This window comes from Salegentibacter haimaensis, from assembly GCF_054121495.1.
This window is the reverse complement of record NZ_JBSYGH010000001.1, coordinates 452,769-471,248: the sequence shown is the minus strand read 5'-3', so window position 1 is coordinate 471,248 and position 18,480 is coordinate 452,769. Positions and strand designations below refer to the sequence as shown.

At 43.5% G+C, this 18,480-nt stretch carries 18 protein-coding genes; 8 read left to right on the top strand and 10 right to left on the bottom strand.

Annotated features, from left to right (window positions below; all coding sequences use genetic code 11):
- Positions 1-68: 68 nt before the first annotated feature.
- Positions 69-584, top strand: coding sequence for a DUF1440 domain-containing protein (locus ACW6QP_RS02220; protein WP_457909198.1), 516 nt, complete (start codon positions 69-71; stop codon positions 582-584).
- Here ACW6QP_RS02220 and ACW6QP_RS02215 read toward each other — a convergent pair.
- From ACW6QP_RS02215 to ACW6QP_RS02200, 4 genes are all read right to left on the bottom strand, one after another.
- Positions 581-3,049: a ligase-associated DNA damage response DEXH box helicase gene (locus tag ACW6QP_RS02215; protein WP_457909197.1), complete on the bottom strand. Its 2,469-nt coding sequence runs from the start codon at positions 3,047-3,049 to the stop codon at positions 581-583. The genes ACW6QP_RS02220 and ACW6QP_RS02215 overlap by 4 nt on opposite strands.
- Positions 3,050-3,177: 128 nt before the next feature.
- The gene (locus ACW6QP_RS02210; RefSeq protein WP_457909196.1) at positions 3,178-3,630 is read right to left on the bottom strand and encodes an endonuclease domain-containing protein; all 453 of its coding nucleotides are present in this window, start codon (positions 3,628-3,630) and stop codon (positions 3,178-3,180) included.
- Between the two features lie 17 nt (positions 3,631-3,647).
- Positions 3,648-5,243 (bottom strand): ATP-dependent DNA ligase, encoded by a 1,596-nt coding sequence (locus ACW6QP_RS02205; protein ID WP_457909417.1) that lies wholly within the window; start codon positions 5,241-5,243, stop codon positions 3,648-3,650.
- Positions 5,244-5,302: 59 nt separating this feature from the next.
- The gene (locus ACW6QP_RS02200; RefSeq protein WP_457909195.1) at positions 5,303-6,367 is read right to left on the bottom strand and encodes a ligase-associated DNA damage response exonuclease; all 1,065 of its coding nucleotides are present in this window, start codon (positions 6,365-6,367) and stop codon (positions 5,303-5,305) included.
- Positions 6,368-6,512: 145 nt separating this feature from the next.
- Here ACW6QP_RS02200 and ACW6QP_RS02195 point away from each other — a divergent pair, with 145 nt between their 5' ends.
- Positions 6,513-6,941: a tellurite resistance TerB family protein gene (locus ACW6QP_RS02195; protein ID WP_457909194.1), complete on the top strand. Its 429-nt coding sequence runs from the start codon at positions 6,513-6,515 to the stop codon at positions 6,939-6,941.
- A gap of 48 nt (positions 6,942-6,989) precedes the next feature.
- On the opposite strand, the gene fbp is transcribed toward ACW6QP_RS02195, so the two are convergent.
- The gene (gene fbp / locus ACW6QP_RS02190; RefSeq protein WP_457909193.1) at positions 6,990-7,991 is read right to left on the bottom strand and encodes a class 1 fructose-bisphosphatase; all 1,002 of its coding nucleotides are present in this window, start codon (positions 7,989-7,991) and stop codon (positions 6,990-6,992) included.
- Positions 7,992-8,096: 105 nt separating this feature from the next.
- Between fbp and ACW6QP_RS02185 the strand changes: the two genes are divergently transcribed.
- The 6 genes from ACW6QP_RS02185 (at position 8,097) to ACW6QP_RS02160 (ending at position 13,876) form a co-directional block, all read left to right on the top strand.
- Complete coding sequence (locus tag ACW6QP_RS02185; RefSeq protein WP_457909192.1) at positions 8,097-8,579, top strand: N-acetyltransferase family protein; 483 nt, start codon at positions 8,097-8,099, stop codon at positions 8,577-8,579.
- A 97-nt stretch (positions 8,580-8,676) separates the two neighbouring features.
- Positions 8,677-9,156: an N-acetyltransferase family protein gene (locus ACW6QP_RS02180; RefSeq protein ID WP_457909191.1), complete on the top strand. Its 480-nt coding sequence runs from the start codon at positions 8,677-8,679 to the stop codon at positions 9,154-9,156.
- Complete coding sequence (locus tag ACW6QP_RS02175; RefSeq protein ID WP_457909190.1) at positions 9,153-10,403, top strand: aspartate kinase; 1,251 nt, start codon at positions 9,153-9,155, stop codon at positions 10,401-10,403. Before ACW6QP_RS02180 ends, ACW6QP_RS02175 begins: the two co-directional genes overlap by 4 nt.
- Before the next feature lie 46 nt (positions 10,404-10,449).
- Positions 10,450-12,252 carry a GNAT family N-acyltransferase gene (locus ACW6QP_RS02170; protein WP_457909189.1) on the top strand — a complete coding sequence of 601 codons (1,803 nt, stop codon included), beginning with the start codon at positions 10,450-10,452 and terminating at the stop codon, positions 12,250-12,252.
- Positions 12,253-12,339: 87 nt separating this feature from the next.
- Positions 12,340-12,990 (top strand): SDR family oxidoreductase, encoded by a 651-nt coding sequence (locus ACW6QP_RS02165; RefSeq protein ID WP_457909188.1) that lies wholly within the window; start codon positions 12,340-12,342, stop codon positions 12,988-12,990.
- 568 nt (positions 12,991-13,558) lie between these two features.
- Positions 13,559-13,876, top strand: coding sequence for a GIY-YIG nuclease family protein (locus tag ACW6QP_RS02160; RefSeq protein ID WP_457909187.1), 318 nt, complete (start codon positions 13,559-13,561; stop codon positions 13,874-13,876).
- 563 nt (positions 13,877-14,439) lie between these two features.
- Here ACW6QP_RS02160 and ACW6QP_RS02155 read toward each other — a convergent pair.
- The 5 genes from ACW6QP_RS02155 to ACW6QP_RS02135 form a co-directional block, all read right to left on the bottom strand.
- On the bottom strand, positions 14,440-14,829 hold the full coding sequence (locus ACW6QP_RS02155; RefSeq protein ID WP_457909186.1) for a VOC family protein: 390 nt from the start codon (positions 14,827-14,829) through the stop codon (positions 14,440-14,442).
- Between the two features lie 38 nt (positions 14,830-14,867).
- Positions 14,868-15,848 (bottom strand): 2-hydroxyacid dehydrogenase, encoded by a 981-nt coding sequence (locus ACW6QP_RS02150; RefSeq protein WP_457909185.1) that lies wholly within the window; start codon positions 15,846-15,848, stop codon positions 14,868-14,870.
- A 124-nt stretch (positions 15,849-15,972) separates the two neighbouring features.
- Entirely contained in the window at positions 15,973-17,325 is a 1,353-nt protein-coding gene (mgtE, locus tag ACW6QP_RS02145; protein ID WP_457909184.1) for a magnesium transporter, read from the bottom strand.
- Complete coding sequence (rsmA, locus tag ACW6QP_RS02140) at positions 17,309-18,136, bottom strand: 16S rRNA (adenine(1518)-N(6)/adenine(1519)-N(6))-dimethyltransferase RsmA (protein ID WP_457909183.1); 828 nt, start codon at positions 18,134-18,136, stop codon at positions 17,309-17,311. The genes mgtE and rsmA overlap by 17 nt, the downstream gene beginning before the upstream one ends.
- Positions 18,137-18,145: 9 nt before the next feature.
- Complete coding sequence (locus ACW6QP_RS02135; RefSeq protein ID WP_457909182.1) at positions 18,146-18,454, bottom strand: DUF4286 family protein; 309 nt, start codon at positions 18,452-18,454, stop codon at positions 18,146-18,148.
- Positions 18,455-18,480 lie beyond the last annotated feature (26 nt).

The window sequence follows — 18,480 nt, the reverse complement described above, 5'->3', positions numbered from 1 at the left end:
TGCTTGTTAAATGGTTGCCTGAAGTTTAAACTTTAAATAGTTTTAATTGAATTAAAAAAATTGAACTTATGAATTTAAGTGGTTTTCTCCAAAATGACTCACATCTTTCAGGCACTGCCCGCGGCCTGCTCGCTGGTTTCCTTGGCGGCCTTGCAGGTACTGCCGTTAAAACGATGGTAGAACAATTTTTACCGGTTCGTAAAGTAGAACAACGCTCGGCCCAGATCAAAGTGTTAGACGATCTTTCTACCCGTATCACCGGCTCGCCAATTAGCGTGCATAATGAGGCTATGGCCGAACAGATGGTAAACTTTCCTCTTGGGGCTTCGGTAGGTGCGGCCTATGGTTACGGAAAAAAAGATAAAGACGAATTAAACGTGATGGATGGAGTAATCCTGGGAGGCACCACCTGGTTTTCTACCCACGAAACCTCTTTCCCTTTATTAGGACTTGAGGAAAACCCGGCAGATGTTCCCATTAAAACCCAGGCTAACGAACTTATCGCCCACGTGCTATTCGGCGTTACTACCGAGCTGGTACGCAGTTACGTAAACCAAAGACTTAAAGAAAACAACCAATCTTAAGCTTCCAGGCTTTTTAGCATTCGCTTGATGCGGTCTTCCAGTTTTTCTGAAGACAACTTTTCCCGAAGCCTGTCGGTAATTATCGGAAATGAGAATGGGGTTGGTTTTTCACAGTTTTTCCAGACAATTTTCTGTTTGGAAATTCGCTGAAGCGCCAACCTTAATCTTCCCTCTTCTAATTGATGCTCAAAGGTTTCTCTAAAAGCCTGCAAATACAGCAAATTTTCGCTTTCATAATCCCTAAACACGCTAAACAGCAATTGCGAATTGCTTTGCAAATGTTTGCTTTTAATCAATTTATTAGGGTAGCCGGTAAAAACCATCCCGGCAATAACTGCAATATCCCTGAATTTTCGCCTGGCCATTTCTGTGGCATTTAAACTTTTATAAAGATCATCCATCAAAAATTCCGACGAAAAAAGATCATTATCCAACACCTGCTGCATTTCGACTTCCTGGTCGCTGAGTAACTCAAAGCCATAATCGTTAAAAGCGATCGAGAAGCTAATTGGCTTAAGTAAACTAATGCGATAAGCCATCAAACTGCCCAGGGCCTCGTGCACAAAGCGGCCTTCAAAAGGATAAAAGATAGCGTGATAGCCCTCACGGGTTTTGAAGCTCTCGATAAGAAATTCATCTTCTGAAGGGATTATCGATTCTTTCGCCTGTCTTTCCAAAACCGGTTTCAGGGCTTTTAATTCTTCAGAACCGGATTTTTGATTGAGCGAAGCCGCAGCTTCATACATTTCGTGCCGCAACAATTCACTCATCTGTGCCGAGAAACTCATTCTTCCACCCACCCAGCTGGGCACTTTGGCGGTTTTCTTATTCGATTTTTTAACCAGAACCTGCATATTCTTGATGTGAATTAGCTCCAGATTGCGACCTGCGAAAGTGAAGACATCGCCCGGATTTAGCTTCGAAATAAACCATTCTTCGATACTTCCTATATAACCTCCTTTCATATATTTCACGCTTAAAACCGCATCGCCCACAATGGTTCCAATTTGAAGGCGGTGTCGCATGGCAATCCCGCGATTATTCACCTTAAACCTGCCATCGCCTTCGATTTCCACTTTTTTATACTCATCATAGGCCTGCAAACTCTGGCTGCCTTTAGTAATAAAATTGAGCGCCCACTCCCATTCTTCGGGTTGAATACCCTGAAAACAGAAAGTAGACTTTATTTCCGGCCAAATTTCCTTCGGAAAGAACCCGTCAGAAACCGCCAGGGTAGTAAGGTATTGCAGCAGCACATCAAAACTTTGCAGGTATGGGATACGGTCTTCTACCGCCATTTCCTTAACCGCTTTTTTCAAAGCTGAAGCTTCTATAAGTTCTATCGCGTGGGTAGGCAGGAAATAAATCACACTTTCCTCACCCGGGCGATGCCCACTGCGGCCGGCACGTTGTAAAAATCGCGCTACGCCTTTAGGCCCGCCAATTTGCACTATGGTTTCAACCGGGGCAAAGTCTACTCCAAGATCCAAACTCGAGGTACATACCACCGCTTTCAAACTTTCATTGCGAATGGCCTGCTCTACCCACAGCCTGGTTTCTTTATTGATGCTGCCATGATGCATCGCCACCTCCCCGGCAAATTCAGGATATTTATGAATTAACTTCTGAAACCAGATCTCACATTGCGATCGCGTATTGGTAAACAGCAAGGTTGTTTTTGAATTTTTGATAATGGGCACTACCTCATCGAGCAAATGCAAACCCAGATGTCCCCGCCAGGGAAATCGCTCCATTTTCTTCGGAATAATAGATCTCACCTGGATTTCCTTTTTAATATTCGCCCGAATCAATTCTGAATTCTGTAAAGCTTCAGAATCGGGGCCCAGCAAAACTTCACGGGCCTGTTCCAAATTCCCGATAGTAGCCGAAATGCCCCAAATTCTAAGGTGTTTAGCTACAGATTTAAGACGGGATAAACCCAACTCCATTTGCACCCCACGCTTGGTTCCCAAAAGTTCGTGCCATTCATCTACAATCACCGCATCCAGGTTCTTAAAGGTTTTGGCATAGCCTTTAGAGGCCAGCAGTAATTGCAAGCTTTCTGGGGTGGTGATTAAAAGATCGGGCATCTTTCGTTTTTGTGCCGCACGGATTTTTTGTGGGGTATCCCCGGTCCTGATTCCCACGCTAAGCTGGGTCCCCATTTCTGCCGCAAAGCGGGAGGCCGCCTGCTCGATTTCAACCGAAAGCGCCCGTAGCGGAGTGATCCAAATAGCTTTAAGACCCGGATTGTGATTTTCTTTGAAATTGGGGTTTCTTTTTATATAATCCAGCACCACCGGCACCCAAAGAGCGTAGGTTTTTCCGCTTCCGGTAGGGGCATTTAACAAACCGTTTTTCCCCTGCAAATAGGCTTTCCAGCTTTGTTTTTGAAAAGCAAAAGGTTTCCAGCCCTGGCTGTCAAACCAGGATTCAGCTAATTTTATGAGTTCGGTTCTGTTCATAACTACAATTCTACCCTTCCGACAGGCTTTCAGCCTGCCACCTTCCCTTGCCAGGGAAGGAGCTTTTAATAAAATAAATCAAAAGCTCCCCTCCTTTCCAAGGAGGGGTACCCGCAGGGTGGGGTGGTTCAGTCTTTAAAATTATTTTCAATTTCTTTTAATACAGATGGTAAAAAATCAAAAACCCTCCTATTCTCAAATCGCAACACTTTAAATCCCAATTTTTCTAATCTTAGATTGCGGCTTTGGTCTAATTCTTCTGCAGTCGGATTATTATGAACCTCTCCATCTAATTCTATCACAATTTGCTCCTCTGGACAATAGAAATCGACTATAAAATTTTCAATACTATGCTGCCTTCTAAATTTTCGACCTTTCAACTTCCTGTTTTTTAGCTGTATCCATAAAAAAGCTTCTGCAGGAGTGAGACTTTTTCTAAGATCTTTTCTCCAGGCTTTAAGGTATTTCCGATTATGAATTTGTTTTTTTCTCGTACCTCGCAACTTTTCAACTCTACCCTTCCGACAGGCTTTCAGCCTGCCACCTTCCCTTGCCAGGGTAGGAGCTTTTATAAAATTCATTTAAAGTTTACAAAACCCTACTCAGGAATTAAAGCCTTCAATTCCTCTAAAGTATTGGCCTCGTGAATGTTTTTATCGGTGCGCCAGCGTAGCATTCTCGGAAACCTTGTGGCTACCCCGCTTTTGTGTCTTTTAGATTCGGCAATGCCTTCAAAGGCGATTTCAAAAACATGATGAGGGGTGACACTTCGAACGGGTCCAAAGCGCTCCAGGGTATTTTTCTTGATCCAGGCATCCAGTTTCCTAAATTCCTTATCGGTAAGCCCGGAATATGCCTTTGCGAAGGTCACCAGCTCTTTTCGATCTTCATCCCAAAGCGCGAAAGTATAGTCGGTAAATAAATTGCTACGTCTTCCGTGGCCACGCATTGCATAGGTAAGCACTGCATCTACGGTTAACGGATCGGTTTTCCATTTCCACCAGTCGCCTTTTTTTCGGCCCACTAAATAGGGTGAATCCAACTTCTTCAGCATCAAACCTTCACTTTTTTCTTCCCGGGCGCGTTCCCGCTCCAGGGCCACCTCATCCCAGGAATCGAAAGAAATAGCGACAGACAAATGCAGCGGAAAACCTTCCGAATTAACTTCAGCAAATAATTTCTCAAGGATTTCCCGGCGCTTTTTAAAAGGTTCTTGCCTGATATCTTCTCCCTTCCACTCCAGCACATCATAAGCCTTAAGGATAACCGGGATTTTATTCAGAAGATTTTTGCTGACTGTTTTTCGGCCAATGCGGGTTTGCAGGTCTTTAAAAGTCCCGATTTGACCTTTTGGATATGGCAGAATTTCCCCGTCCAGCACAGTCCCATTAGGAATCACCCCTACAAACTCCTGAAATTCGGGATATTTATCGGTCACCAGCTCTTCTCCCCGGCTCCACACAAACAGCTCATCGTTTCTCAAGATCACCTGCGAGCGAATCCCATCCCATTTATGTTCGGCGCTCCAGGCGGCTACTTCTCCCAATTCCTCCACCTCGCCTTCCAACGCATAGGCCAGGTAAAACGGATAGGGTTTTGAGAGATAATCTTCCTCATTTTCTTCCAAAATAAGCTTGGAAAAGCTGATTTTCGCCGGGTCCCAGTTTCCCATAAGTTTGTAGGCCAGGATATCTTCATCGATTTCAGTAGCCCTGGATAAGGCCCGGGTCATCAATTTTTGGCTTACCCCAATTCGAAAACTTCCGGTGATGAGTTTGGTGAACACAAAACGTTCGTAATAATTAAGCTTTAACCAGTTTTCGTGCAAATAGGCTTTTTTTTCCTCTTCGCTTCTTGCTTTTAGGGCTATGATCTCCTTTAAAATCTGGTCCAGACTTTTTTCTGAATTTTCTTCGGAAGGCGGGATCACCAGCGCAATGGTTTCTGCCAGATCGCCAACAATATGATAGGATTCTTCAAACAGCCAAAGCGGGATTTTGGCTAATTCTGAAGCCCATTCTCGCATAAGTGTTGTGTTCACAGGCCGGGGAGGGCGTCGATGCGATAAGATGGCGATGGTCCAAACCTTATCCCTGTCGGATGCATTTTTGAAATAATCGGCCAGGGCCGCTACTTTTAGTGTGGTTTTATTTGTGCTATCCAGAGTTTTGATGAGATCTGCGAAAACCTGCAAACCTCCCTTATTAAAGTTATCGGAATGCTTAAGAGATTTTTTATCCTTTGCTTTTTCTTTCATCCTTTCGACTTATTTTTAGCTCCCGCATTTTCTCCCTCCCCTTCGGGAGGAGCGGGGGTGGGGTCTGCATCCTCTCCCATCTCTCCTTCATACTGGGTTTCTTCGGTGCGGGCATCATAACCCTGTTCTAAAAGGAATCGGGAAAAGATTTCTGTATAGCCGTGAGTGCAAATCACTTTTTCAGCACCGGTGGCTTTTATACATTTTAGCAGGCCCTGCCAGTCGCAATGATCAGACAAGACGAAGCCCCGGTCTATGGCTCTTCTTCGGCGTGCGCCTCTAAAAGTCATCCAGCCGCTGGCCGAGGCACTCACATAAGGCACCATCTTACGAATCCAGGGTGAACCGTGGGCGCTGGGCGGTGCCAGCACCAGATTCCCCTTAATTTCCTCCTTCTTTGTGTCTCTTGTGATTCTTATGGTTTCCGGAAAATCGATTTGCCGGCGAAGCACTTCGGTCATATTTTCAATGGCCCCGTGGGTATAGATCTTCCCGATAGACGGGTCAAGATGTTTCAGCAGTCGCTGGGCTTTTCCGAGGGAATATCCGAAAAGCACCGAGCTTTGACCATCTTCCTTATTTTGTTGCCACCAATTATTGATTTCCTCAAAAACCTGGGCCTGGGGTTGCCACTTAAATGCCGGCAGACCAAAAGTGCATTCGGTGATAAAGCTGTGACATTTTACCGGTTCATAGGGAACAGCAACGCCATCATCTTCATCTTTGTAATCGCCGGTAAATACCCAAACTTCTCCTTTATGTTCTACCCTTATCTGAGAGGATCCTATGATATGCCCGGCCGGGTGCAACGAAAATTTCACCCCGTTTATACTAAAGCTTTCGTTCCACTCCACCCCACTGGTTATAATATCTCCCAGCCGATGTTTGATGATCGGAATATTGCTGTGATGGGTGATATACTTTTTATGGCCCCAACGCGAATGGTCTGCGTGACCATGAGTAATTATAGCTTTATCTACCGGTTTCCAGGGATCCAGGTAGACTCCCGCGGCTTTACAATAAATTCCTTTTTTGGTGAACTCGAGTAGGGGCTGCTTCATTTTCTTGCTTACTTAAACCTGAATTTATATAAAAACACAGCCTTCAGAAAAGGATTAAGAAAAGATTAGCGAATGAATTTTAAGGCTTTTTTAATGAAAAAAAATCTTGCAATTTCGTTATCTTTACTGGAAAACCAACCAAATTATGGCAATTTCAGATCTATATAATTCACTGGAGCGTTCAAGAAACCTCAGCCATTTTGCGGCCATTGTAAATATGGCTACCGTAGATGGAGATATTAATGAGCGGGAAGAAGTTTTACTGAAACGCTTCGCACAAAAGCTGGATATAAGTCAGAACGACTATAAAACCATTTTGAGAAATCCCAAAGCCTATCCTATAAGTTCCTATAATAGCGTTGAACGCAGGTTGGAACGCCTTCACGACCTATTTAAGGTGATTTTTGCCGATAATAGCATTGATCCTGAAGAGGAAGAGCTTATTAAACGCTATGCCATAGGCCTTGGATTTTCGAGCCAGGCTTCTGAAGGCATTATAAAGCGCTCCATAGATATTTTCACAGGGCAGCTTAGTTTTGAAGATTACCGGTACCTGCTGGAAAAACAGGATTAGAATTCAGAAATAATTATTGAGGCCGGCCCTGTTTAGGACCGGCTTTTTTTAATCCTGCATAAAGGCTTCAGCCTTTTCTACCATATTTTTACTTCCGCAGAAAAAAGGAGCTCTTTGGTGCAGCTCGGTGGGCTCAATATCCATTATCCGCTGAAAGCCGTCACTGGCCTTCCCGCCGGCCTGTTCGGTAATAAAGGCCATAGGATTGCATTCGTAGAGCAGTCTCAATTTCCCATTATTGGCTTTTGAACTTTTAGGATACATAAAAATTCCGCCTTTAATCATATTGCGGTGAATGTCAGACACCATAGAACCAATATATCTTGAGGTATAAGGCCTGTCGTCTTTTTCTTCCTGGCAATATTTGATATAATTTTTCACCCCCTGCGGAAAATGAACATAATTACCTTCGTTGATGGAATAAATACGACCATCTTCAGGAATTTGCATATTGGGATGAGACAAATACCAGGATCCCAAAGCCGGGTTAAGCGTAAAGCCATTCACCCCGTGCCCGGTGGTATATACCAACATCGTGGAGGTGCCATAAATTATATAACCGGCCGCTACCTGTTGCTTTCCGGGCTGAAGAAAATCTTCAAGAGTAACCGGGCTTCCCACAGGAGTCACGCGACGATAGACCGAAAAAATAGTCCCAACCGATACATTTACATCGATATTGCTGCTGCCATCCAGGGGGTCCATAAGCACCACGTACTTGTTTTTGTGTTGCCCGTCACAACCCTCGATAGTTATAAAATCATCGTTTTCTTCTGAAGCAATTCCGCACACGATCTCGCGATTGGTAAGAGTCTGGATAAACTTTTTATTGGCATAGACATCCAGTTTTTGCTGGTCTTCGCCCTGTACGTTTTTCTCGCCATAGGCCCCGATAATATCTACAAGACCGGCCTTGTTTACCTCGTGGTTCACCACTTTGGCTGCTAGTCTAATCGAGTTTATAAGTCTGGAAAGTTCGCCTGAAGAATAAGGAAAGGCTGCCTGATTTTCTATGATAAATTCCCCGAGGGTTTGATATTGTTTTGCCATTAAAAGCCGGTTTTAGGCTTCCAAAAGTATCTAAATTTTCGGTTTACTACAACGTTTTCGCTGTGAATATAATTCAATGCTTAAATTTGTGCGAAATACGTTAAAATGGAATTTAAAATTCGCGAAGCCCGGCCCGAAGATATGCCGGCCGTGCTCGAACTTATAAAAGAACTGGCAGCATTCGAAAAAGAACCCGAAGCGGTAATTATTTCTGCTGATGATCTTAAACGGGATGGTTTTGGAGAAAATCCCGCCTTCACCTGTTTTGTGGCCGAAACCTCAAAAGGCATCCAGGGAATGGCGCTGGTTTATTTTCGCTACTCCACCTGGAAAGGCAAAACCATTCACCTGGAAGATCTCATCGTTCGGGAATCTTTCCGCGGAAAAGGCCTTGGCAATGCGCTCTATAAAAAAGTTATCGCCTATGCCCGTGAATTGGGAGTAAAGCGAACCGAATGGGTAGTGCTGGACTGGAATACTCACGCCCGAAAATTTTATGAACGCAGCGGCGCCACGGTTTTTGAAAATTGGTGTACCGTGCAAATGGATGAACAGGCAATGCTGGATTTTTTAAAAAAATCAGGTTAATTTTTAGCTAATGCCGGCCCGGTGCAGGAAGTTTCTAAATGTCATTTCCTATTTTTGGGTATCCGGCCACGCCGGGAACCAACTAAAACTTACAACTATGGAATATACTATTCGGGAAGCCAAAAAAGCCGATATGCCGGCGGTTTTGGAATTGATCAAGGAACTGGCAGAATTCGAGAACGCGCTGGACCAGGTTGAAATTCATCTTGACGATCTTGTAAAGGAAGGTTTTGAGGAGAAAAATTTTAAATGTTTTGTAGCCGAAGTAAAAGGTCGAATTGAAGGGATGGCCCTGGTATATTTCAGGTTTTCGACCTGGAAAGGCCGCACGGTTCATCTGGAAGATCTAATTGTAAGAAAAAAAATGAGAGGCACCGGCCTTGGAGGAGCGCTTTATCAACAAGTGGTGAAATATGCCCATAAAAATGGCGTTAGACGTGTAGAATGGGTGGTTTCTGAAGGCAATAAAAACGCCATAGAGTTTTACGAAAACACCGGTGCAGAAATCAAAAAAAGCTGGTATACCGTGCATATGGATGAACGCGGAATTCAGCAGAATGTAGAAAGGAGCGAATGAAAGTATTTAAATTCGGAGGGGCCTCGGTAAAAGATTCTGCCGCCGTTAGAAATGTTCTGAATGTCCTGGAGCAAACCGGGAATGGAAACCGTTTAATCGTGATCTCGGCGATGGGAAAAACCACCAATGCTTTGGAAAAGGTGGTCGATGAGTACCTTGAAACAGGCCAGCTTCCCGAATCTTTGCTGAAGATTTATAACACACATCTCGAAATTGCTTCAGAATTACTGCCCGAGCCGGGCTCGGCAGTTTATGAAAAACTCGAAAAACTATACACCGAGCTCACCAATTTTTTAGAGCATAACCGCTCAAAACGTTATGACTTCGTCTATGACCAGATCGTTTCATACGGGGAGTTGTTTTCTTCAACTATAGTAAGTGAATTTCTGAATTTTAAAGGCTTCCAGAATCGCTGGACCGATGCCCGAAATTTCATAAAAACCGATAGTACCTATAGAGATGCCCGGGTAGACTGGGAGCAAACCCAAACTGCCATCCAAACCGGGATAAACCCCAGTTTGGTGAATATCACCCAGGGTTTCCTGGGTGCCGATGCCGATAATTTCACTACTACTTTGGGCAGGGAAGGCAGTGATTACAGCGCCGCCATTTTTGCTTATTGTCTTAATGCCGAAAGCGTTACTATCTGGAAAGATGTGCCCGGAGTGCTAAATGCCGACCCAAGAGAATTCAGCAAAACCGAATTGCTGAATCAAATTTCTTATGAGGAAGCGATCGAACTGGCTTTTTACGGGGCCTCTGTAATTCATCCCAAAACCCTGCAACCCCTTCAGAAGAAAGAAATTCCGCTTTTGGTGAAGTCTTTTACCAACCCCCAGGCAAAAGGCACCACGGTAAATCGCGGGAGACATCTCGACCCCGCAATCCCCTGTTTTATAGTGAAAAAAGATCAGGTTCTGATTTCGCTATCGGCTCTGGATTTTTCGTTTATGGTCGAAGAAAACATCAGTGACATCTTCAGGTTGCTGCATAAATACCAAATGAAGGTCGATCTTATTCAAAATTCGGCAATTAGCTTTTCGGTTTGTGTGGATAACCGCTTTAAACAACTCGAAAAATTATTACAGCACCTTAAGGCCCGATACCGCGTAAAATACAACACCGGGGTAAGCCTGTATACTATCAGGCATTTTAACGAAGAGGCGATTGCGATGCTGGAAAAAGACAAGGAAGTTTTGCTCAAACAAATTACCCGGGATACCGTACAATTGGTGACCAGAAATTAGTTATAAGTCTATTCCTATATTTGTAGTAACCAATCTACAGGAAATTATGGGAATAGTTAGCTCCAGGGAAGTCGCAAAGGTGATGAAACTCGACAAATTCGGGCCTTTGGGAACTACTATAGGCTGGATGGTTTTAAGAACCACAAGGCTCTCCAAACTTAATTCGGAATACCAAAAACGCAAACACCTACCCGGTCCCGAATTTATAGACTCGATTTTAGAAGGTTTCGAAATAGACTATCAAATTCCGGAAAAAGATCTCAGGAGAATCCCGGCTTCAGGACCCTTTATTACCATTGCCAATCACCCGCTTGGAGGAATAGACGGGATGATTCTGATGAAAATTTTTCTAAAAAACAGGCCCGATTACAAAGTGATCGCCAATTTCCTGTTGCAGCGACTGGAACCCCTGGAGCCTTATATACTTCCGGTAAATCCGTTTGAAAATCATAAAGAGGCAAAATCCAGCACCTCGGGCATAAAGGCTGCTTTAAAACACCTGAAAGAAGGGAAGCCGCTGGGAATCTTTCCCGCGGGAGAAGTTTCCACCCACAAAGATGAAAAGTTAATCGTAGACAGGCCCTGGGACCCCGCAGCGATGAAACTGATACAGAAGGCCGGGGTGCCTGTGATCCCAGTATATTTTCACGCGCGAAATTCTACGTTTTTCTATAGATTGGCCTCGGCTAACGACATTTTGCGTACAGCAAAATTGCCCAGCGAAATGCTGTCTCAACGCAAGCGGAAAATTAAGGTTCGCATAGGGAACCCGATTAAACCGGAAGAATTTTCTCAACTTACCAACCTGGAGAGCTTTACTGCATTTCTACGTCGAAAAACTTATATGCTGGCCAATGTTTTTGAGAAGAAAAAAATGTTTTCCAAACTGCCGAAAAGCTTAAAGCTCCCAAAATCCCCTAAAGCAATAGCCGCCGAAACCGCAGGCGGTCTTATGGCCGAAGAAATTGAAACCTGCAGGCAATTGGATAAGCGATTGCTTCAGAGCAAGAATTATGAGGTGTTTTTGGCGAAAAAAGAAGTGATTCCGAATATACTGAAGGAAATAGGAAGGCTAAGGGAAATCACCTTCAGGGAAGTTGGGGAGGGAACAAATAACGCCACCGATCTGGACCATTTTGATGAATATTATTACCATCTCTTTCTCTGGGATAACGAAGCCGGTAAAATCGCCGGGGCCTACCGAATGGGAATGGGTAAGGAAATTTTTGAAGATCACGGTATAAGCGGATTTTACCTACAAGACCTCTTTCGGTTTGAGCCAGAATTACACAAGATGATGAGCGAATCTATCGAGATGGGAAGGGCCTTCGTGGTAAAGGAATATCAGCAAAAACCAATGCCGCTTTTTTTGCTTTGGAAGGGAATTGTACACTGCACGTTGAGATTTCCGGAACATAAATATTTAATTGGTGGGGTGAGCATTAGCAATAAATTCTCGAATTTCTCGAAATCGCTAATGATCGAATTTATGAGATCTCATTATTACGATCCTTATGTTGCGCAGTATGTAAGACCTAAAAAAGAATTTAAAGTAAAGCTTAAGGATGCCGACAAGGATCTGGTTTTCGATGCAAGCGAAGCTGATTTAAACAAGTTTGATCGTTTTATAGATGAAATCGAACCTGATAGTTTAAGACTCCCGGTGCTTATAAAAAAATACATCAAACAAAACGCAAAGGTGGTTGCCTTTAATGTTGATCCTTTGTTTAACGATGCGATAGATGGCCTTATGTATATTAGAATCGCCGATCTTCCCGAAAGCACCGTAAAACCTGTAATGGAAGAATTTCAAAAGGAACTTGAGGAGAAATTCGGCCAGGCTGAATAGCTGTTAATTCTGTGTTATTAAGCCCGGGTAAATTTTTCAGCTTTCCGGACTCTGCTTATATTAAAGGAAAATTAAATAAGTAGAAAAATGGAAAAAATTCTCATTGCCGGGGCAACCGGTCATACTGGTCTTAGAGTAATAGAAATCTTAAATAACACCAAGCATTTTAAGCCTGTTGCGATGATTCGCGACGAACAGCAAAAACAGATGTTCGATGATATGGATGTGGAAAGCGTTTTTGCCGACCTGGAAAAGGATGTAGATCACGCCTTTAAAGGAATAGACCGGGTAATTTTTGCAGCAGGATCTGGCAGTAAAACCGGACCTGAAAAAACCACTAGCGTAGATCAGGAGGGTGCTAAGAAAATGGTAGATGCCGCCAAAAAACATAAGGTGAAAAAATTTATTATGCTTAGTGCGATGGGAACCGACGATCCCTTACAAAACAAGGACTTAGAGCATTACCTCAAAGCCAAAAAAGAAGCCGATGATTACCTGGTAGATAGCGGGATTGTATATACCATCGTACAACCCGGGGCCCTAACCGATGATTTAGGATTAGCAAAGGTGAAATTGGCTCCCAAACTTGAGGAAAAAGGAGAAATTTCCAGGGATGACGTGGCTTTCTTGCTGGTGATGTGCCTGGCCGATCCTTTAGGGAAAAATATGGCATTCCAGGCGATTGAAGGTGAAGAACCCATAAAATCGGCTTTGATAGAGTTAAGCCAGAATAATTAGAGTTTCAAGGTCATTTGGAGCGCAAGCGAGTGGCGGTTTTAGTTAAAAACCAACCTCTCGACTGCGCTCGAGGTGACATTCCTTACTGCGGTTTTCCGGAATCTTAGAAAGTCACAAAAGTTCACCCAGATGAGATTTCTCCCGATGGTCGAAATGACAAGACGCTGTTTTTTGTCATTCCGACAGAGCGACGTAGGAGCGACGAGGAATCACATCACGGGGTATCTACTCCCATAACTTACTCAAATGGGATTTCTCCCGCTGGTCGAAATGACAAGATGCTGTTTTTGTCATTCCGACAGAGCGAGGTAGGAGCGACGAGGAATCACATCACGGGATATCCACTCACAAAGCTTACTCTGATGGGATTTCTCCCGCTGGTCGAAATGACAAGATGCTGTTTGTTGTCATTCCGACAGAGCGACGTAGGAGCGACGAGGAATCACATTACGGGATATCCACTCCTATAACTTACTCAGATGAGATTGCTCCCGCTGGGCGAAATGTTAGAGGCCTGGGCATTTTATTAATTGGTTATGAGTATTTTAGACATAAACATTATCTTCTTATGATTGAATTTAATGAAGGGATTTATAAATTCTACATCTATATACTCACCAATAAATATAGAACCACATTTTATATCGGCCTCACAAACAATATGAAACGTCGGCTTCAGGAACATGCTGAATTCATCAATCTACAAAGGAAAACTTTTGTCGCACGATATAACCTTACCGATCTAATTTATGTAGAAACATATGGTTGGATACAACAGGCAATTGTTAGAGAAAAGCAATTGAAAGCTTTTCGGAAAGAGAAGAAATTGAATTTGATACGCTCTGTAAATCCCAAGTTAGAATCTATAAATCATTGGTTTCAATAATGTGTTGTTCCGAAGCAATAAGAATCTCATTGACAAATTCAAATTCTAAAGCTCACTCAGATGGGATTTCTCCCTTTGGTCGAAATGACAAGACGCTGTTTTTATAATTCCGACAGAGTGACGTAGCAGCGACGAGGAATCAAATTACAGATATCAACTCACAAAGCTTACTCAAATGAGATTTCTCACGTTGGTCGAAATGACAAGACGCTGTTTTTGTCATTCCGACAGAGCGACGTAGGAGCGACGAGGAATCACATTACGGGATATCCACTCCTATAACTTACTCAGATGAGATTGCTCCCGCTGGTCGAAATGACAAGATGCTGTTTTTGTCATTCCGACAGAGCGAGGTAGGAGCGACGAGGAATCACATCACGGGATATCCACTCACAAAGCTTACTCTGATGGGATTTCTCCCGCTGGTCGGAATGACAAGATGCTGTTTGTTGTCATTCCGACAGAGCGACGTAGGAGCGACGAGGAATCAAATCACGGGATATCCACTCCCATAACTTACTCAGATGGGATTTCTCACGTTGGTCGAAATGACAAAATTGGCCTCATTCCAAAAAAGCTTTATCATTAGGTTCCCAGAGCTCTATTTTAGTGCCTTCAGGATCCATGATCCAGCCAAATTTACCTTCTTCGGCTTCCTGAATTTCATCAAAAACCTTCACGCCTTCAGCTTTTAAGACTTTAAGCAATTCTTCCAGATTTTCAACCCGGTAGTTCATCATAAATTGCTTTTCTGAAGGTTTAAAATGTTCGGTAGTTTCTCTGAAAGGGCTCCACTGTGTAGAACAGTCATTTCCGTCTTTATCTTTCCACCAAAAAGTGCAACCCCACTGGTCGGTATCAAACCCAAGGTGTTTTCTATACCAGGTTTTAATGGCATCGGGATCTTTGGTTTTAAAGAAGACCCCTCCTATGCCGGTTACTCGTTTTTTCATATTTCCAGATTGCTTTCTAAAATATGAAAGTAACCAATTTAATCTTCATCGGCACGGCCAAATTCGGCAATGATCTTATCGGCGATTACTGTGGCCAGTTTTTCGTGAGATTCTACCGTCCAACCAGCGATATGCGGACTCAAAATCACATTAGGCATCTCCATTAGGTCCTGCATTTCCTGCGGAATTTTATTATTAATACTCAAAGCCACATTTTTTTCATTGGAGAATAAACTCTCAAAAGAATCTTTCTCATATTCCAACACGTCGAGAGCGGCTCCTAAAACTATTCTGGATTTAAGCCCTTCAACCAAGTCGACGGTTTTTACACATTTCCCACGGGCGGTATTGATAAACCAGAATGGCTTTTTGAATTTGCCAATAAAGTCGTTATTGATCATTTGCCGGGTTTCATCTGTTAAAGGGGTATGCAGGCTTAAAACATCAATCTTTTCTGCAAATTCCTCAAAGCTTACCTGCCGGGCGTTCTCATCGCCTACTCCTTCTTTAATATCATAACAAAGCACCTCGACCTCGAATCCGCGAAGTTTTTTGGCGAAGGCTTTTCCCATATTTCCGTAGCCAATAATACCCACAGTCTTCCCGTCAAGTTCGAGACCACGATTCTCCTCCCTATGCCAAAGGCCGGCCCGTACTTCCCTATCGGCTTTGTTTAGATTATTGAAAAGCGACAAGAGCATTCCCAGGCTGTGTTCTCCAACCGCATTGCGATTTCCTTCGGAAGCAGAAAAAAGTTTTACGCCGCGTTTTTGGGCGTATTCCACGTCTATGCTATCAAGGCCTGCACCAACCCTGGCAACAAATTTTAGATTTGGTGCCGCATCTAAAAATTCTTTATCGATCGTATATCGACTTCGAATAACAATGCCATCGTAAAGATGCTGATTGGTAAGTGTTTCTTCCCGGCTTTGAGTATAGCCTTCAATGTTATGATGCCCTGCTTCAGAAAGTTTTTTAATTAAAGCAGGATGATTTGTATCTGAATGTAAAATGATCATTTTTTATCTTTTTTACTGAAATTTTATTCACTTTTAATCGGTTTTTAAGCATTTCGAGTGAAATGAACCGAACAGGCAAAGATAAGCAATGATAGAAAAACTGAAAAAAATGTAGGCTTTCAGATTAGAATCCGAGGATGGCCTTGGCAATTAAAAAATAGGTAAGAATCCCGAAAACATCGTTGCTGGTGGTAATAAAGGGCCCGGTTGCCACCGCCGGGTCGATTTTATTTTTTTCGAGTAAAATCGGGATAAATGTGCCAATTAAAGCCGCAAGAATGATTACCGATACCAGTGCAATCCCGATGCTTATAGATTCGGTATAGGAAGTGCCAAACCAAAAGCTGCTGATTACAAAAACGATTGTGGCTATAGATATCCCATTGATAAGCGCCAAACCGGTTTCTTTTATTAATCTGGGAATTACATTCCCTTTTAAGGTCCCATTGGCCAAACCCTGCACCACAATCGCGCTAGATTGCACACCAACATTTCCTGCGGTGGCCTGGATTAAGGGAACAAATATTAAAAGCTTCGGAAACTGAGTCATAATGGTTTCAAAACCTGCGATGATACTGGCAGCACCTAATCCGCCAAACATCCCAATTAGCAACCAGGGAAGCCTTGCCCGGGTTTGCTTAAAAATATTATCATCGGCTTCCACATCTTCAGAAATACCCGCCGCCATCTGATAATCCTTTTCGGCTTCTTCCTTGATAAAATCTACAATATCATCGATGGTAACCCGGCCTACCAGTCGGCCCATTTCATCTACTACCGGGATAGCCTCGAGGTCATATTTTTGCATTATTCGGGCTACCTCTTCGCCTTTAGTATGCACATTTACATAATCTACCTGCGGAATATACACATCCTGAATATTAGCGTGACTGGGCGCTGTGAGCAGATCTTTTAGTGAGAGCCTGCCTTTTAGTTTATCTTTATTATCAACCACATAGATGGAATGCACCCGGGTTACATTTTCGGCCTGCTTGCGCATTTCCTCCATACAACCGGTCACACTCCAGTTTTCTTTGACTTTCACCAGCTCTTTGGCCATAAGACCCCCGGCAGAATTTTCATCGTAACGAAGCAGCTCCACGATATTATCGGCGTGCTCCTCGTCGAGCATTTCGGCGATTACGTTTTGCTGGCGTTCGGGAGAGAGTTCAGAAATGATATCGGCCGCATCATCGGTATCCATTTCCTCGAGCTCCTCGGCGATCTCTTTTGGGGAAAGCGTATCGAGAATTCGTTCTCTCACGCCTTCTTCCAGCTCCATAAGAGCTTCAGCGGTTTTTTGGCTGTCAAGCAGTTTCACCACATACACTGCTTCTTCCAGGTCGAGTTCGGTAAGAATCTCTGCGATATCGGCGTGGTGAATATCTTCCAGATGCAGTAAAAGTTCCTCGTTGTTTTGTTCGGCAACAAGGAATTTTATTTTTTCAATAAGTTCACTGCTAATCTGAAACTGCATAAGCCTGAATTTTTTGGGTCAAATCTATGAAAGCCTGGTAATCCAGCTTTTCGGGACGCAGATCAAAGATAGCATCTTCCCTTAAATTATCGGGGAGATTAAAACTTTTTAAGCTATTTCTAAGAGTTTTTCGCCTTTGCTGAAAGGCCGTTTTCACCACCCTGAAAAAGAGTTTTTCATCGCAGGGAAGGCTGAAATTATCCTTCCTTTGAAGACGCAGCACCCCGCTATCGACTTTCGGCGGCGGATTAAAAACCCCCGGGGGCACGGTAAACAGATATTCGGCTTCATAAAAGGCCTGCACCAGGACAGAGAGAATTCCGTAGGTTTTGCTGCCAGGTTTCTCACAGATTCGTTGAGCCACTTCTTTTTGAAACATCCCGGTAAATTCGGGGATTTGCTCGCGCATTTCGAGGGTTTTAAAGACGATTTGGGTGGAGATATTGTAGGGGAAATTGCCGGTGATGGCGAATTGCTCTTCAGCAAAAATCTCTTTTAGATCATATTTCAAAAAATCTTTTTCGTGAATCCTGTTATGCAGTTTTAGATAATGCGCATTGAGGTATTCCACGCTTTCGGTATCGATCTCGATCACGTGAACTTCAACCGGTTTTTCCAGGAGGTATTTAGTGAGCACCCCCATCCCGGGGCCAATTTCCAAAACTTTGGAATAGCCTTGCAGGCTTAGGGTATCGGCGATTTTTTGAGCGATATTTTCATCCTTTAAAAAATGCTGGCCCAGGTGTTTTTTAGCGCGTACTCCCGCCTGCTCCCCCTGTGGGTGCCTCTGCTGTCTATTCCGGTTTTTCATGTTGAAATTTTATTGTTCTGAAATTATTTCCAGCTCGGTTCTAAAAAGCACTACTTTTCCTTCAAAGGCCTTCGCCCGCGACCGCAGTTCTTTTGCGTCTTCTTCGTAATATTTATCCAGAAGCTCCCGGCTTGGGCTGGTATACTGCACCGAGTACGTGATTCCGCCCATCTCCTCGTTTACCAAAACACGGGTCATAAGCGCTTTGCTAAATTTTTCGGTCGCCAGCATATCGGGAATATGTTCTGTTTTCATCCATTTTAACCAGGCATCGTGCACATCTTCCTGCACGTTTATGGTCACGTTATATATATACATAACTTCCAATTTTTTAGGGAGTGAGA

Coding starts and splice junctions, on each gene's coding strand:
- ACW6QP_RS02220 (WP_457909198.1), top strand. CDS start 69: ATGAATTTAAGTGGTTTTCTCCAAAATGACTCACATCTTTCAGGCACT.
- ACW6QP_RS02215 (WP_457909197.1), bottom strand. CDS start 3,049: ATGAACAGAACCGAACTCATAAAATTAGCTGAATCCTGGTTTGACAGC.
- ACW6QP_RS02210 (WP_457909196.1), bottom strand. CDS start 3,630: ATGAATTTTATAAAAGCTCCTACCCTGGCAAGGGAAGGTGGCAGGCTG.
- ACW6QP_RS02200 (WP_457909195.1), bottom strand. CDS start 6,367: ATGAAGCAGCCCCTACTCGAGTTCACCAAAAAAGGAATTTATTGTAAA.
- ACW6QP_RS02195 (WP_457909194.1), top strand. CDS start 6,513: ATGGCAATTTCAGATCTATATAATTCACTGGAGCGTTCAAGAAACCTC.
- fbp (WP_457909193.1), bottom strand. CDS start 7,991: ATGGCAAAACAATATCAAACCCTCGGGGAATTTATCATAGAAAATCAG.
- ACW6QP_RS02185 (WP_457909192.1), top strand. CDS start 8,097: ATGGAATTTAAAATTCGCGAAGCCCGGCCCGAAGATATGCCGGCCGTG.
- ACW6QP_RS02180 (WP_457909191.1), top strand. CDS start 8,677: ATGGAATATACTATTCGGGAAGCCAAAAAAGCCGATATGCCGGCGGTT.
- ACW6QP_RS02175 (WP_457909190.1), top strand. CDS start 9,153: ATGAAAGTATTTAAATTCGGAGGGGCCTCGGTAAAAGATTCTGCCGCC.
- ACW6QP_RS02170 (WP_457909189.1), top strand. CDS start 10,450: ATGGGAATAGTTAGCTCCAGGGAAGTCGCAAAGGTGATGAAACTCGAC.
- ACW6QP_RS02165 (WP_457909188.1), top strand. CDS start 12,340: ATGGAAAAAATTCTCATTGCCGGGGCAACCGGTCATACTGGTCTTAGA.
- ACW6QP_RS02160 (WP_457909187.1), top strand. CDS start 13,559: ATGATTGAATTTAATGAAGGGATTTATAAATTCTACATCTATATACTC.
- ACW6QP_RS02155 (WP_457909186.1), bottom strand. CDS start 14,829: ATGAAAAAACGAGTAACCGGCATAGGAGGGGTCTTCTTTAAAACCAAA.
- ACW6QP_RS02150 (WP_457909185.1), bottom strand. CDS start 15,848: ATGATCATTTTACATTCAGATACAAATCATCCTGCTTTAATTAAAAAA.
- mgtE (WP_457909184.1), bottom strand. CDS start 17,325: ATGCAGTTTCAGATTAGCAGTGAACTTATTGAAAAAATAAAATTCCTT.
- rsmA (WP_457909183.1), bottom strand. CDS start 18,136: ATGAAAAACCGGAATAGACAGCAGAGGCACCCACAGGGGGAGCAGGCG.
- ACW6QP_RS02135 (WP_457909182.1), bottom strand. CDS start 18,454: ATGTATATATATAACGTGACCATAAACGTGCAGGAAGATGTGCACGAT.